The following is a 14849-nucleotide window of genomic DNA, read 5'->3' as shown; positions in this document are numbered from 1 at the left end:
AGTAAAATATGGAAGACAAAGACCTCCAAGCATAGATATATATTTCTTAATTTTGCAATTCACAAAAACATACAATAAAATGTCTATCCTTATCCGCAATATCAAAGAATTGGTTCAAGTAGAAGAAACTCCTCAAAGCTGGGTGGCTGGGGCTGATATGAGCAAAATAAAAACCATTAAAAATGCTTGGCTTTTAACTGAAGGCGATAGAATTGCAGATTTTGGTAGCATGGATGATATCCCTACTGATATTAGTGCTGACGAGGAAATTAATGCCAATGGAAGAATGGTGTTTCCTGGTTTTGTAGACAGCCATACCCATTTGGTTTATGCTGCCAATAGAGAGATAGAGTATATAGACAAGATAAAAGGATTGTCCTATGAAGAAATAGCAGAAAGAGGAGGAGGGATTTTAAATTCAGCTAAAAAGATGGCTGAGGCCAGTGAGGATTTTTTAGTGGAACAAGCTTTGGTGAGATTGAATACCATTGCAGAATATGGAACTGCTGCCGTTGAAATTAAGTCAGGCTATGGATTAAACACTGAATCGGAGTTGAAAATGTTGAGAGTCATTAAAAGACTTAAAGAATTATCTCCTTTACAAATAAAATCCACTTTCTTGGGTGCTCATTCTATTCCATTAGAGTATAAAGGACAGCAAGAAAAATATGTAGATATTGTTATTAACGAGATGCTTCCAAAAGTAGCCGAAGAAAATTTAGCTGATTATATTGATGTCTTTTGTGACAAAGGATTTTTCACTGTTGAAGATACCGATAGAATTTTAGAAGCTGCTGCTAAGTATGGCTTAAAGCCAAAAATTCATGCCAATGAATTAGATTATTCTGGTGGTATTCAAGTTGGAGTGAAACATAAAGCCCTTTCTGTTGACCATTTAGAGTTTACAGGTAAAGACGAAATCGCTAGCCTTTTAGCTTCGAAAACCATGCCTACTATTTTACCAGGTGCTGCCTTCTTTTTAAATATGGCTTATGCTCCTGCTAGAGAAATGATGGATGCTGGTTTGCCAGTTGCTTTGGCTTCTGATTTTAATCCAGGTTCTGCTCCTTCTGGAAATATGCAATTGATTATGGCCATGGGATCTATTCTTTATAGAATGACACCAGAGGAGGTTATTAATGCAACAACTATCAATACAGCTTATGCTATGGATTTAAGTAAAGAAATGGGAAGTATTTGTAGAGGTAAACGAGCCAGCTTCTTTATCACAAAGGAAATTCCTAGCTATGAGTATATGCCCTATTCTTTTGGCGATAACAAAGTAGATAGAGTGATTTTGAATGGAGAGGTTTGGAAATAAAAGAAGATAGTTAATAGTTAAGAACTAACAGTTAATAGTGAAAAGTTAACAATGATTAGTTTTTGGTTACTAGTAAGATATAGAGGATGTTATCCCTGAAGTAAAATGGGATAGTATCCTTTTTTTTTATTTTCTAGAATCAGCATCTAAATTTAAATTACCCTGTTAATCCTCTCACTATACTTAAGACTTTGATTCCTTAGGGTAATGTAAAGGATGGTAGCCCAGAAGAATGAGGGGATAGCGTCCTTGGTTTATTTTCCGGATATCAGGGCCTCAATCCCCTTTGGGGCTTTGATCCCTTTTCTAAGTGTAAAGGATTATTTTTTCCTTGAATTCTAAAGAGATTAAGTTAATAGAAACAGTGAATAGTGAAAAGTAACAAGTAACAATTAATAGTTAAACATGACTCGTTAGGAGATATTGTTCGCAATTAACTTGATTTTAGATTGTATTTCCTCTCACGAAAACAGCCTACAAACTATTAGTTTTTAACTGTTAACTTTTAGTTTTTAGCACAAAAAAAAGGCTCCCTTATAATAAGAGAGCCTCAATAATATATATTGATTTTATTATGCGAACATTAACCAATAGGTGAAAGCACCTGATAAATATCCAATGAAAGCAAGAATACTAATCTTTTTGAAATACCAGATAAAGTCAATTTTTTCAATTCCCATGGCAGCTACACCAGCAGCAGAACCAATAATTAATATTGATCCACCTGTACCAGCACAAAACGCTAAGAATTTCCAGAAGTTACCATCTTGCATAAATTCAGCAGCATAGGCTTGGTCAGCAGCAGCTTGAACCATCTCCGGAGTAAATACATCATACATTCCCATAGAACCAGCTACCAATGGAACATTATCTACAATCGCAGAAAGAACTCCAATAGCTAAATTAATACCATAAATATTGTGGATGTTAGTATCTAGATATCCTGCTAAAATAGCAAGGTGACCTGCTGACTGTAAAGAAGCAACTGCAGTAAGGATTCCCATAAAGAAGAATACTGTAGCCACATCAACATGTTTAATGATTCCAATTACATTATATTTTTTCTTGAAAGCAGCTGATTTATGCTTAAGGATTATTTCAGTTGCCAACCACATATTCCCTAAACCTAATAGCATTCCCATATAAGGAGGAAGGTGAGTTACTGTTTTGAAAACAGGAACAAATAATAAAGAAGCAACACCTAAACCAAAGATGAAATTTCTTTGTCCAGAGGTGATAGATTCACCATTATCTTCATCATCTACTACAGCTTCTGCAGCTTTTACTTCACCTTTCATAAAGAAACTCATGATGATCACAGGAACAACCATAGTTACAAATGAAGGGAGGATGGTGTCAATAATAATTCTTTGAGCTGTAATTTGCTCACCAATCCAAAGCATAATGGTGGTAACATCACCAATAGGAGACCAAGCACCACCTGCGTTAGAAGCTAATACAACCATAGAAGCGAAGAACCATTTGTCTTCTTTCTCAGCCATGATTTTTCTAATTAAGGCCAACATTACAATTGTTGTGGTTAAGTTATCAAGAGCAGCAGACATGAAGAAAGTAAGGATAGAGAATATCCATAAAAGCTTCACTTTGTTTAATGTCTTGATTTTGTCAGTAATGATTCTGAATCCTCCATGACGGTCAACAACCTCAACAATAGTCATTGCGCCTAAAAGGAAAAATAAGATTTCAGCAATCTCAACTAAGTGATGTTCCAATTCGTGCTTGATGAAATGAAAAGTATCGTGACTTGCCCCATGTGAACCAGCGATTAAGTCGTTCCAAGATGTACTATAACCTAGACTAAGAATGCTATGGCCATTAAGAACATAAACAGTCCATGTTAAAACTCCAATTAATAAAGCCGAAGCCGCTTTATCAATTTTTAAGGGATGTTCTAGTGCAATTGCTGCATATCCTAGAACAAAAATGATAACCATTAATATAAACATGATTTTTGTTGTTTAGTTTTTTTTGATTTTGCGCAAATGTAAAAAATGATTACGATGCTTGACTAGTTTTTTAGGCATTATTTTGCAATTTATATGAGGTCTAAATTGGCTAAAAGGAAGGGTATACGGTTGATTTACAAATAATTGATTTGTAAATTCGGCTGGTATTAGTTGAGAGGGGCAATATTATGCTAAGATAGGTATTTAAGAACGTCCTAGACTTGGGTTTTGATTGAACTTTTCGGGGTATTTGGCTCCAATGGTTCTGTAAAATTGCATGATTTTTTCGAAGTCTGCATCTTTATTACCACTTAAGTATATTGTGGGGCCAACTCCAGTTTCTTTCTTTACAAAATCTAGGTAACCTAAAACCAAAGGTACATTGGCTCGTAATGCAATAGTGTAGAACCCCGTTTTCCAAAATTCCACATAAGAACGTGTTCCTTCGGGGGTGATGGCAAAAACAAATTCATCATTTTCCTCAAATAATCCAAGGATGTGGTCTATTACAGTTCCCGATTTGCTTCTATCTATAGGCATGGCACCTAGCCAACGAAATATATATCCTAGAGGAAAGAAAAACCATGATTTCTTCATAAGTACCTTGTTATCGATACCCATTACTGAAGTTGATAAGCGGCCAATAGGAAAATCCCAATTGGAGGTGTGAGGAGCGGCAATAAAAACAAATTTTTTTAGATCAGGTCTTTTGCCTTTAACTTTCCATCCCCAAAGTTTGAGAACCAATCCTGATATTTTGCTGTTTATTCCCATTTATACTTACTTTTATTTAGCTGACTAAGGTAAACTATTAAATTCAATATAAGTTGCTAGATGATCACTATAGCCACCAAAATATCTATTGCCAGCATAAGTTCGATTCGGGCGATTTCCTTTGCCATATTTATTATTATAATAATTCAATACCAAATCAGAATCGAAAGCATCAATAGCATCTTTGTGAGTAAATAGAGAATTATTGGTTTGGAGGAGGCTACCACTAACAATGATATGGTCTAAAATACCCCATTCTCCTTTATAACTATAGGTTCCTTTGCCTTTAACAGTATTGAGATAGTTGGTCAGACTATATAGTTGACCTAGCTCGAACTGTTTTAAAACGGTATCTGCTTTAAGTACGTTGTTTACAGCAGGGCCAAAATTATCTTCATTAAAATCACCGCCTGCAATAATGTTTGCTTCTCTATTTTGTGCAAAAATGAAGTTGATCTTATCTCGTAATACTGATGCGCAATATGCTCTATGCGGTATGGTTTCTTCCTCTCCATAATACATGCTTGTCCAGTGGTTTACTAAAACATGAAGTGTATCTTTCTTATTAATCAATCCTTTCACATAAAGAATATCTCGGCTAGTCATTTTTTGATTCTTACGATAAGCAATCTCTTCGGGCATACTTACTGGAATGGCTTCTTGGTGAAGCACTGTGAAAATTTGGGGGTTATAAAGCAATGCATTATCAATGCCCCTGAAATCAGGAGATTCGTAATGTATAATTTCATAATGGGCTTCAGCTAGTTTTTCTTGTTTTACTAAATCTTCTAAAACAGCTCTGTTCTCAACTTCTTCTAGGCCAATAATGGCGGGTAAACCTTTAGTTCCAATACTATCAAAAACATCCGCCAGGTTAGATAATTTCTTGAAATACTTTTTAGTATCCCAATTCTTCTCTGAACCTGGAGTAAATTCCTCATCCCATTTGTCTGGTGCGTCAATGGTGTCAAACAAGTTTTCTACATTATAAAAGACGATGGTAAAAGGCTCTGCGGTGTTTTGAGACTCAGTGATTGGAGAGTTTTTACATGAAGTAAATATTAGTATGAAACCGCTTAAAAGTATTAGTAAATTACGCATATTATTGTTTTGTGCTTATATTATTGAGAGCAAAAGTGAAGCAATTATTTGATAAAAACAAATATATATAGAGCCTTGATTTACTTTATTCTTTAGCTGCTTTTACCAGGAAATATTTGTTTTCATTTGTGATAATCAAAGTGTCATTAATAAAGGAATAAGCTCCTGAATAGTTCAGGAATCCACCAATGGGGTCTGTATTTCCATCACAACACATTTTGCTACAAGCTGCAAACTGATAGATGATACTATCGTTTCTGATTTCTATTTCTGTGAAGCATGAGTTTACATCGAGGTTGAAACTGATTTTTCGATCTTCAACTTGAACAAGAAAATCTACTTGAGGGATTAAAATTCCATCATTGGTTTCAACTTGCATCAACTTCCATTGGCCGTTGATATCTTCTTTTTCATCGCAGGATTGAATAAAAACCATTAAAATTAAGGTGCTTATAAATATTGTTATTCTTCTCATGTCTCTTTTTTTAGAAAGTTAATACTTTATCACAATCCACGGTCCATTGTGCAAATTCTTTCATATTGCTGAGTTGGACTCCTTCTATAGTTTCTAGTTTGTCAATTCCACGAGCCTCAGAACAGCCTCCACAACTTTTTATCTCAGCTCCATTATTGACCACAGACTTCATCATACGCTGGATATTATAAAAGCCATTTGGAGTCTTCTGATTGGGGAGTCCACAGAATACGGCATCGGCCAATAAGAAAATATTTACTTTTACATTATCGCCATGATCTTGTTGTAAACGCATGGCCATTCTTAAGGCGTTATAAGCTTTCTCTGTTCCGTATGGGGCATCGTTAATGATGAGGAGTATGGTTTGCATAAGCTTTTGATTTTGGTTTTGTGAATTTGGATGATGTCTAAAAAATCATGTCGGTCGTTGAACGGAGTCGGAAAGACCATTGAATATCAGTTGTTTTGTCACTTTGGATCCGCTCAGTGACCTATGATTCAATATGTTTTAGATAGCCTTTTTTACTGATTTATTTTTTAATAATTTTTTTAATGAAATTTTGCTTCTCATTATAGATCTGAAGAAAATACATACCCGAATCTAAATGACTTACATCGAAACTTAAGTTTTTAAGAATAGAACTTTGTAGGACTTGTTTTCCATTGATATCTACAATTCTAACTTGGAATACTCCATTTAGCTCAGATTCTAAGGACAATATATCCTCAACAGGATTGGGTTTTAATGTAAAGTGGTTCTCAAACTCATTAGACTCCTCTATACCCACACTTGGGCAATAATGAGTTTCATCAAATAATATTTGAAGAGAATCTATCGGTTCGATTCCGGCATTACTTGCTGTTCTTAATCCCAAAACAAAAGAAGGACTTCCAAAAATATCATCAGGCTGAGCCACTTTCACAAAGGAGAATAGTGAGGAGGTACCATTACTGGTACATCTCGTATCCGCTCCAACCATTTTAGCCCCTTGAAGTGCCGCCATTAGTTTACAAGCCAAATCGCCTTCTGCTCTGAGAAATTGAGCTTCCATACTATCTAGAACCATTTGTCCTAGCAGAATATTCCCTTGTATGGAATAGTTAGGACCCGTCACATGATTTTTGTAATCATCTGTGTTTACTCCTGTATATCCTGCAGATTCTGGAGAACCATCCACCATAGCCACTATCCCGTACTGTCTTTTAGTAGGATTGTTTTGAACATCATTTTCTTCCAGCCATGTAATAATTTCTGATGGAGTCATTCCTTCATTCATTCGGTTTCGAGCATTCACCTGATTGTTTGCCAAATAATAAGCTTGGCAATTTATAGCACCTACACCCGGGAATAATTCTCCCAAAAAGTGATTGGTCATGTTAGGATAAGGAATAAGGTTGACACATGAGGCTCCAGCGCTGCCTACTTCTCCGGTAACTGAATCAACAGCTACTATAGAAAAGGTATCCTGAGAAAAGGAATTCAAACTTAATAATAGAATGAAGCTGAGTAAAATGGATTTTATAGAAATGTTCATGTTTTTGTTTTTTTTGGTGCTCTCAAAAATAGGAAATAAAGTCTTTGTTTGTATAATTGTTTTTTGGAGGGGGAGTAATCCCTTTGCCTAATTATACCAATTACCCAAAATACCCGAAAGACTATTCAGTTTCCCCATTAAAGAATTAAACTCATTATAATCAATGGTTTGTTGTCCATCAGTAGCTGCTTTGTCGGGTGTTTCATGAATTTCAATAATCACACCATCAGCCCCTGAAGCTATGCTGGCTAAGGTCATAGGGACAATGTGTTTCCTCAAACCAATTCCATGACTTGGATCCACAATAACAGGCAAGTGGGATTTTTCTTTTAAAATGGGAACAGCATTTAAATCGAGGGTATTTCTGTAGGCTTTCTCATAAGTACGGATGCCTCTTTCGCAAAGAATGAGTTTCTCGTTCCCATTTTTGAAAACGTATTCTGCCGAATAGAGCAATTCATCAATACTTCCACTGATCCCTCTTTTTATCATCACAGGTTTGTCAATTTGCCCTAAGGCTTCTAAAAGATTAAAATTTTGAGAATTCCGAGCACCAATTTGAAAAATATCCACATATGGAGCCATGGCGTCAATTTGTCCAGTTTCCATCACTTCCGTAATGATTTTTATATTATTGGCTTTGCAAATCTCATGAAACATTTTGAGTCCCTCCATACCATGACCTCTAAAACTATAAGGACTTGTTCTAGGTTTATAGACTCCTCCTCGCATGATTTTCACACCATGTTTTTTGAGTTGCTCCACCGTTTTTAATACCTGAGACTCATCTTCTATGCTGCATGGCCCAGCCATCACCGTCATTTCTCCAGCACCTATTTCTATTCCATCTCCAATGTCTATTATACTTCTTTTTACTTTCCATTTACTACTCACCATTTTATGAGTTCCATTTACTCGGTGTACATCTTTTATTCCATGAAGTTGACCAATTCTTCTGATATCGAAATCTTGATTAGGAGTGCAAATGAGATATTCACCCAACTGGGTATTGACGGGATAAAATGGAATTTTGAGTTGATCTAAACCCTGTTTAAGTTGAAGGTTTTCTCCTGCTTTTATATTTGTATTTAACTGAATAATCATGATTCTAGGATTTAATATAATTGATAAATTGTTGGGTGTCTTGGGATAAATCTTTGCTGTTTTCTATATGTTTGATGAAGGCACTTCCTATGATTCCACCACTGGTGTATTTACTGGCAAATTTGAAATCTTCTGGGCTGCTGATATTGAATCCTACCATGACAGGAGTTTTAAGCTTCATGGAAGCTATTCTTTGAAGATAATTTTCTGCACCTTGTATTCCTTTTTTGGTGCCCGTTGTTCCGGCGCTACTAACCGCATAAATAAAAGAAGTAGAATGTTCGTCTATCTTTCTGATTCTTTCTTCTGTGGTTTCAGGAGTGATGAGTAGGATAAAGCTTAATTCATATTTTTCAAAGATATCTTGGTATTTCCTTTGATATATTTCCAAAGGCAAATCGGGGAGGATGACTCCGCTAATCCCATTTTCAAAACATCTTTTGCAGAATTCTTCCACTCTAAATTGCAGCACAGAATTAAAATATCCCATCATGATTTTCGGGATGCTACTTGAGGAGCTTTCCAATTGTTGAAATATGAGTTCTAAAGTAATTCCGTTTTTCAGGGCTATGCTATTGCTGTGTTGAATAGTTGGTCCATCGCTAAGTGGGTCGGAGTAGGGAATGCCTATTTCTACCATATCAACCTCCGCTTCCTCTAGCGATTTGAGAAGCTCGGGTAGGCTGTCTATATTAGGAAAACCAGCTGAGAAATAAATATTCAGAAGTGGTTTCTGGTCTTTTTGAAATAATTCTTGTAGGCTCATCTTAAATAAATTTTGAGTAAGTACTGAGGTCTTTGTCGCCACGACCACTTAAATTAATCAGGATTCTATCAGTTGGTTCCCATTCTTGTTGCTCCAAATAAGCAAAGGCATGTGCAGATTCAAGCGCTGGAATAATTCCTTCTTTTTGTGTTAAGAGAAATGCGGCTGCAACAGCTTCTTCATCGGTAGCGCTTACATATTTTACGCTTTTGTTTTGATGTAAATGGGCATGTTGAGGGCCAATTCCAGGATAATCTAAACCTGCTGAAATGCTATGAGGTTCAATGACTTGTCCGTCCTTGGTTTGCAAAAGGGTAGTCATGCAGGCATGTAAAACCCCAGTAGTACCCAAAGTTAAAGTGGCTGCAGTTTCATTGGTGTGAATACCTTTGCCGGCTGCTTCCACTCCAATTAAGTTTACATGCTCTTTGTCTAAAAAGTGATAGAATGCACCAATGGCATTGCTGCCTCCTCCTATACAAGCAATAATATGTGTAGGCTCCTCTGGCATTTGAGTTATGATTTCTTCACTTATTACAGATTGTAATCGGGCTACCAAATCTGGATAGGGATGCGGCCCAACCACTGAACCTATGATATAGTGAGTATCTGTAGGATTTGTAATCCAATCGCGGATGGCTTCATTGGTGGCGTCTTTCAAGGTTTTGCTCCCACTATGTACTGGAATGACTTCTGCACCGAGCATTTTCATTCTGTCTACGTTTGGTGATTGACGTTCCACATCCACGGCACCCATATAAACCACGCATTGCATTCCCATTAAGGCGCATGCTGTAGCGGTGGCTACTCCATGTTGTCCAGCTCCTGTTTCTGCAATGATTCTGCTTTTCTTTAGTCTTTTGGCCAATAATATTTGCCCCAAAGCATTATTGATTTTATGGGCTCCGGTATGGCAGAGGTCTTCGCGTTTCAAATAAATTTGAGTTTTATAGTGTTCACTTAATCTTTTGGCATGATAAATAGGGGTGGGGCGACCCACATAGTTTCTAAGGAGCTCTTTAAACTCCTCTTGAAATTCCTTTGAATCCAATATTTCAATATATGAAGATTTCAATTCTTCAATATTAGGCTGAAGCATTTCAGGAATAAAGGCTCCCCCGTAATCGCCATAAAATCCTTCACTGTCTATATGGTTTGATATTTTTGTATTTTTCATCGTCTAAATTCTTTAATCATTTTCTGAACCAAGTCAATATCTTTTAGTCCAGGTTCTATTTCAAATTTGCTGTTGATGTCAATTCCGGCAAGCTGTGGATGTTGAAACTTTTTAATTTGCTCTATGTCTTGTATAGAGATGCCTCCGCTCAATAGAAAAGGTGTTTTTCCCTGATAGTTTTTGAGAATATTCCAGTCGAACTGTTGACCGCTTCCACCATGATTAGGACTTGAGGTATCAAAAACAAAATAGTCACAATAGGCTTCGTATGCTTCAGTGCGATCCCATTCGAATGCATTACTCATAGGAAAAGCTTTAATAATTTTATAGCCATAGTTCTTTAGTTTGATCACTTCTTCAATGGGTTCTTTGCCATGTAATTGTATATAGTCGAAGTGTAATCCCACTAGATCGGAAGCAATAAATTCAGCTGACTTATTTACAAATACAGCCACTTTTGATATGTTTTTATCAAACTCGCGAAAGCTCATCTCCAAAACTTTTTTGTCCACAAACCGCTTTGATTTTGGATAGAAGATGAAGCCCATCATATCGGGTTTTAATGAAGCAAGAGCCGATATATTATCGGAATATTTCATTCCACAAACTTTCATTAACATGATAACTGGTTTTGAATGTTTGAAATCAATTCGCGACAAGCCACAACCGGTTCAGCCATTTTCATAAAGTGCCCGCCCACTAAGAATCCTTTGAATCCATATTCCTTCAGTTGTAATACTTGTTCAGCTTCCGTAATACCACTTTCGCTAATTTTTACAAATTCTTCAGGGATGAATTCAGAAAGTTTCATGGAGGTTTCAAGATTTGTAGTGAAATCGTGGAGGTTTCTGTTATTTACTCCAACAATATCTATATGAGGATTGCAATGACTCTCAATTTCATTTTTTGCATTTACTTCCATTAATACTTCTAATCCTATCTTTTGGGCAAATTCAGCGAGTTCGATACATCTTTTTGGGCTTAAGTTGGCTGCAATGAGTAAAATACAATCCGCTCCAATGCTTTTGGCTTCTAGTATTTGATATTCATCAATAATAAAATCTTTGCGGAGGATGGGGCAATAATTGAATTTTCTGGCTTCGGTGAGGTCTTTGTTTTGGCCTCCGAAATAAGTTTGGTCGGTGAGTACAGAAAGTGCGGTGGCTCCAGCTTGCATATAGCCTATGCTTAATTCTTCAATATTCACGTTTGATTTTAACTCTCCAGTACTGGGAGATTTCCTTTTGATTTCGGCAATGATTCCGACTTTATCTGTGCGAAGCAGATATTCTTTCATGGAAACTTTTTCGGTTTCGAAATAAATGCTCTTCTCCAAAAGTTTAACTGGGGTCATTGATTTATTATGGGCGACTTCTTCTAATTTGGTCGCTATTATTTTTTCTAAAATACTCATGATGAAATTAAGGTTTTTAGGGCTTGTTGTGCTTTTTTACTTTCCAAAGATTCTTGTGCCATATTTAGACAATCTTCAAAGGATTTTTCTGAATGAACTGCATTAATGGCCATAGCAGCATTTGCAATTACGGCTCTGTTTTGGGCATAAGTTCCTTCTCCATTTAATATGCTGGTGAATATTTTTGCTGATTCAGCTACCGTTTTACCTCCTTTTAAATCTTCTGGGTTTATTTTTTCTTTGCTGATGATTTCTGGACTTAGCATATATTCTTTGTCAGGGCTGATAACCTTAGTCGGAGCGGTTAAGCTGATTTCATCATATCCATCCATACTATGAACAATGCGGTAATTCTTATTTTCTTGCTCATAAATATATTTGTAATAGCGTTGAAGTTCCATAGAATAAACGCCCACCATTTGATTTTTGGGAGATGCTGGATTCACCATAGGCCCTAGCATATTAAAAAATGTTTTTACCCCAATATCTCTTCTGATAGGTGCTACATTTTTCATAGAAGGATGAAACAGAGGAGCGTGTAAAAAGCAAATTCCGCTTTTATCTATTTGTTGCTTAAGTATATCGATTTGATTGGTGAATTTATAGCCTAAGTGTTCCATTACATTGGAGGAACCGCAAGAGGAACTCACTCCATAATTCCCATGCTTGGCTACTTTAAGCCCTGCTCCAGCAGTAATGAATGAAGACAATGTGCTGATGTTAAAAGTATCTTTTCCATCGCCACCCGTTCCACATAAATCTACAGGATTAAACTCGTCTAGATTAATGGGAATACAGCGTTCTATCATACCATCTCTAAAACCACTCAGCTCGTCAACGGTAATACTCCTCATACGAAAAACAGTAAGGAATGCGCTCACTTCACTGGTGTTATACTTTCCTTCGGAGATGAATCCTAATATTTCCTTGGCCTCTTCTCGGCTGAGTTTTTGTTGCTGAAATAATCTTTCTAATATCATTTTCATGAGGCTGTAGATTTACAGATTTCAATAAAATTGTCTACCATCTTCTTTCCTTCTGAGGTCATGATGCTCTCTGGGTGAAATTGTAAGCCAAAAAGATTCAATTCTAAATTTTGAAGGGCCATAATGCTTCCTTGCTCATCTATAGCGGTGCATTCTATTTTTTCAGGAATATTTTCTTTATTTAATTCCCAAGAATGATATCTTCCTGCTTCGAAGTTTTCTGGCACATTCTCAAAAATGGGAGATGCTTTTTGTGTGCGAATAATGGGTGTTTGCATGCCATGAAGCACATCGTTTCTATTGATGATTTCGCCACCTAAATATTGTGCAATCGCTTGGTGGCCTAGACAAATTCCTAAAATTGGTACTATCCCAGCACAAGTTTCAATAATGCTGGGCATATTTCCTGCTTCTTCTGGAATTCCAGGCCCTGGTGACAATAGAATACCATCATATTTTAATGCATCCTCATTTGATATTTTATCATTTCTTATCACATCAAATTGTATTTGGTTTTGTTTCAAAATATAAACCAAATTATAGGTGAAGCTGTCGTAATTATCTAATACTAATATTTTCATCTTAATTGATTTATAGGGTTTGTGCTAATTCAATGGCTTTTCTAAGGGCTGCTACTTTGTTATCTACTTCTTGTAATTCTCCTTCAGGAGTACTGTGGGCAACAATTCCGGCACCAGCTTGGTAATTGAGAGTTTGGTTTTTGCTCAATAAGGAGCGAATGATGATGGCATGATTGATACTCCCATCAAAGCCCATAAACCCTAATGCGCCTCCGTAGAAGCTTCGGGTGCAGGTTTCGGTTTCATTAATGATTTCCAAGGCTCTATATTTTGGTGCTCCTGAAAGTGTACCTGCAGGAAAGGTGTCGGCGTAGATGTCTAATCCATTGGCTCCTTTTTCTAATTTCCCACTTACTCTGCTGACCATGTGAATAACATGAGAAAAGTATTGGATTTCGGCATAGGTCTCTACATTTACTTCTTCGGAGTTGATACTTAGGTCGTTTCTGGCCAAGTCTACCAACATGACATGTTCTGCTTTTTCTTTAGGGTTATTCTGTAAAGCTTTTGCTCTTTCGGCATCTTCAGCAGAATTTTGGCTTCGCAATACAGTACCCGCAATGGGATTGATATAGGCCATTCCCTTATTTATTTGCAATTGAGATTCTGGGGAGGAGCCCATGATTTTGAAATTCCCATAATCAAAATAGAAGAGGTATGGGGATGGATTGATGCTTCTTAAACTTCGGTAAACATTAAAGTCATCTCCTTTGAACTTTTGTTGAAATCGGCGTGATAAAACCAATTGGAAAACATCACCTCGTAAACAATGTTGAATTCCCTTAGTGACGTTATTCTTAAAAGTATCTGCATCAATATTTGCTGATTCCTCACCCTCTTTATTGAATTTGAATCCTGGGTCACTTTGTAATCTTAATAATCCTTTGAATTTATCCAAACCCTTAGGACTAGCGATATTTTTATCGATGCTGTTTTGAGTGATATAGAGTTCATTTTTGAAATGATCGAAAACCAAGATAAATTCAAAAAGTTGATATTTCATATCGGGATTATCCTTCATAATATCACTTGGGTTATTCATTTCAATCTCTTCCATATACTGGACTGCCTCAAAAGAAGAATAGCCAAAAAGGCCTGAACTATTGAAGGGTAGGTCAGTCTCCACTGCTTCGAATGACTCAATAAACTCCTTAAAAGATTGGAGGATGTCTTCGTTTTTAGTAGCGACTATTTTTTGAGCCTCCTCTCCGGGATATTGTATCTCATAGTTCTTTTGAGTGGCCTCGAAACCTGCAATGGGATTCAGACAGATAAAGCTTTTACTATCGCTTCTATCATGGTAATCTGCGCTTTCGAGTAAGAGGGCATTGGGATAGTGATCGCGTAATGCACTATAAACGCCAACGGGTGTGATGAGGTCGGCAATGGTCTTTAAATAACTGGTGTAAACTTTTCTTTTCATTATTTCTTGGGTATAAAAAAAGCCTGCAAGAAGCAGGCTTATATGTGATGTATATATATATAATAGTCTGGGGCTTCTTAGGTCTGGATTCCTGAGTAGCGCCACCAATATTTAGCTGAAATTGTCATTGTTGTTGTCATGTTTTTTAATTTTTTTGCACAAAAAAAGACCTGCTCTTAAAGCAGGTCTTGTAAAATATTTTATATAAATATAGCTGCTTCTTAG

General features: G+C 36.5%; 15 protein-coding genes. 1 reads left to right on the top strand and 14 read right to left on the bottom strand.

From position 1 onward, the window contains the following. The first annotated feature begins 79 nt into the window (after window positions 1–79). Window positions 80–1321, top strand: a complete 1242-nt coding sequence (gene hutI, locus HNS38_RS12205; RefSeq protein WP_172346553.1) for an imidazolonepropionase — start codon at window positions 80–82, stop codon at window positions 1319–1321. Window positions 1322–1893: 572 nt separating this feature from the next. Here hutI and nhaD read toward each other — a convergent pair. From nhaD to HNS38_RS12135, 14 genes are all read right to left on the bottom strand, one after another. After that, window positions 1894–3288: a sodium:proton antiporter NhaD gene (gene nhaD, locus HNS38_RS12200; protein ID WP_172281875.1), complete on the bottom strand. Its 1395-nt coding sequence runs from the start codon at window positions 3286–3288 to the stop codon at window positions 1894–1896. A gap of 204 nt (window positions 3289–3492) precedes the next feature. Beyond that, entirely contained in the window at window positions 3493–4062 is a 570-nt protein-coding gene (locus HNS38_RS12195) for a 1-acyl-sn-glycerol-3-phosphate acyltransferase (protein WP_172281877.1), read from the bottom strand. 24 nt (window positions 4063–4086) lie between these two features. Then, a complete protein-coding gene (locus HNS38_RS12190) occupies window positions 4087–5163 on the bottom strand; it encodes an endonuclease (RefSeq protein ID WP_172346544.1) in 1077 nt (358 codons plus the stop codon). Window positions 5164–5248: 85 nt separating this feature from the next. Then, entirely contained in the window at window positions 5249–5638 is a 390-nt protein-coding gene (locus HNS38_RS12185; protein ID WP_172281880.1) for a hypothetical protein, read from the bottom strand. A 10-nt stretch (window positions 5639–5648) separates the two neighbouring features. Continuing rightward, entirely contained in the window at window positions 5649–6008 is a 360-nt protein-coding gene (locus tag HNS38_RS12180; RefSeq protein ID WP_172281882.1) for a DsrE/DsrF/TusD sulfur relay family protein, read from the bottom strand. 160 nt (window positions 6009–6168) lie between these two features. Next, window positions 6169–7173 carry a DUF1028 domain-containing protein gene (locus tag HNS38_RS12175; RefSeq protein WP_216663710.1) on the bottom strand — a complete coding sequence of 335 codons (1005 nt, stop codon included), beginning with the start codon at window positions 7171–7173 and terminating at the stop codon, window positions 6169–6171. Between the two features lie 87 nt (window positions 7174–7260). Next, on the bottom strand, window positions 7261–8277 hold the full coding sequence (gene aroF, locus HNS38_RS12170; RefSeq protein WP_172281884.1) for a 3-deoxy-7-phosphoheptulonate synthase: 1017 nt from the start codon (window positions 8275–8277) through the stop codon (window positions 7261–7263). A gap of 4 nt (window positions 8278–8281) precedes the next feature. Beyond that, complete coding sequence (gene trpA / locus HNS38_RS12165; RefSeq protein WP_172281885.1) at window positions 8282–9043, bottom strand: tryptophan synthase subunit alpha; 762 nt, start codon at window positions 9041–9043, stop codon at window positions 8282–8284. 1 nt (window position 9044) lies between these two features. Next, entirely contained in the window at window positions 9045–10220 is a 1176-nt protein-coding gene (gene trpB, locus HNS38_RS12160; RefSeq protein WP_216663709.1) for a tryptophan synthase subunit beta, read from the bottom strand. After that, a complete protein-coding gene (locus HNS38_RS12155) occupies window positions 10217–10840 on the bottom strand; it encodes a phosphoribosylanthranilate isomerase (protein ID WP_172346543.1) in 624 nt (207 codons plus the stop codon). The genes trpB and HNS38_RS12155 overlap by 4 nt, the downstream gene beginning before the upstream one ends. Further along, entirely contained in the window at window positions 10834–11634 is an 801-nt protein-coding gene (gene trpC / locus HNS38_RS12150) for an indole-3-glycerol phosphate synthase TrpC (protein ID WP_172281890.1), read from the bottom strand. Before trpC ends, HNS38_RS12155 begins: the two co-directional genes overlap by 7 nt. Further along, window positions 11631–12620, bottom strand: a complete 990-nt coding sequence (gene trpD, locus HNS38_RS12145) for an anthranilate phosphoribosyltransferase (protein WP_172281892.1) — start codon at window positions 12618–12620, stop codon at window positions 11631–11633. The genes trpC and trpD overlap by 4 nt, the downstream gene beginning before the upstream one ends. Further along, on the bottom strand, window positions 12617–13201 hold the full coding sequence (locus tag HNS38_RS12140; RefSeq protein ID WP_172281894.1) for an aminodeoxychorismate/anthranilate synthase component II: 585 nt from the start codon (window positions 13199–13201) through the stop codon (window positions 12617–12619). Before HNS38_RS12140 ends, trpD begins: the two co-directional genes overlap by 4 nt. A 10-nt stretch (window positions 13202–13211) precedes the next feature. After that, window positions 13212–14624 (bottom strand): anthranilate synthase component I family protein, encoded by a 1413-nt coding sequence (locus HNS38_RS12135; protein WP_172281896.1) that lies wholly within the window; start codon window positions 14622–14624, stop codon window positions 13212–13214. Window positions 14625–14849: the final 225 nt, after the last annotated feature.

Source organism: Lentimicrobium sp. L6 (assembly GCF_013166655.1).
In the GTDB taxonomy this organism is placed as follows: Bacteria; Bacteroidota; Bacteroidia; order Bacteroidales; family UBA12170; genus UBA12170.
This window is presented reverse-complemented; position numbering and strand designations above follow the sequence as displayed.